This window comes from Nesterenkonia sphaerica, assembly GCF_005771565.1.
In the GTDB taxonomy this organism is placed as follows: Bacteria; Actinomycetota; Actinomycetes; order Actinomycetales; family Micrococcaceae; genus Nesterenkonia; species Nesterenkonia sphaerica.
Genome location: NZ_VAWA01000052.1, coordinates 1 through 1,024, shown reverse-complemented (window position 1 = coordinate 1,024; position 1,024 = coordinate 1). Strand labels below are relative to the sequence as shown.

General features: G+C 60.9%; 1 pseudogene. It reads left to right on the top strand.

The features are described 5' to 3' along the window. A pseudogene (locus FEF27_RS13040) lies at positions 1-321 on the top strand (IS1634 family transposase); the annotation flags it as partial. Positions 322-1,024: the final 703 nt, after the last annotated feature.

Sequence of the window (1,024 nt, the reverse complement as noted above, 5' to 3'; positions counted from 1 at the left end):
GGCGCGGAAGTTATCGCGGCCTATCATTCGCTGTTCGAAGTTGAGGCAAGCTTCCGGATGGCGAAATCAGACCTGGCTGCCCGGCCGATCTTCCACCACACCCGAGACAGCATCGAAGGGCACCTCACCATAGTCTTCTGCGCTCTGGCCATCGCTCGCGACCTCCAGAATCGCAGTGGGGCCAGCATCAACAAAATCCTCACCACCCTGGAACCAGTCCGGGACGGAATCGGCGAGATCAACGGCATCGAAACCCTCATCCCAGCCCAGATACCTGAATCAGCACGCACCCTACTCAACCAACTCGACCCACCGCACTAACCGTGAGCCAAGTCAGGNACAAGGGCGTGGGGACCCAGATCTGCCCTAGCAGCCAGCGCCCCTGCCAGGGCCCGCCGGAAGTCCTCGGTGGCATAGATCGGCAACCGACGGTTGACCGTGGCGTAGGAGACCGGTTCCATGCCCATCTCCTCGATGACCCGCAGCGAGTCGAACTTCGATGTCGGCTCGACAAGCCGGGCGATGACCTGCTGGTAGAAGACCTCATCACCGCCAGTGGCAACTTCGAACCCCAGCCCGCGGTAGATCGCCGTCAGCGCCTCGATCAGCGGTCCCATCCGCATCGAGGAGACCGTGATCCCTGAACCCACTCCAGCTGAGCCTGCAGCGCCAGTACCAGCGTCCTGGTCAATGCCCAGCGGAAGCTGCTCCTGGTCTGTCCCAGCGATCCGCCGGTAGGCCGAAGCCTTCAACAGAGCTACTTCGGCATCGGTATGTCCAGAGCCGATGTGCTCAATCTCCCGAGAGCCTTTCTTCGCGGACCAGACAATCTGTACAGCCGTCGCTTTCGAAGCCGTCGGCACGGTACGCACATGAGGAGCCACCCCACAAGCCTACGAAGACGACCAATTAGTGTGTACCCAGAACACAAACCCCCTTGTCAGCCGACCCCATACCCCCGAAATCAGACACCGTGAGCAAAGTCAGGTTAGGAAGTTCCTCGGCGGTGGCGGTCTTGAACCCT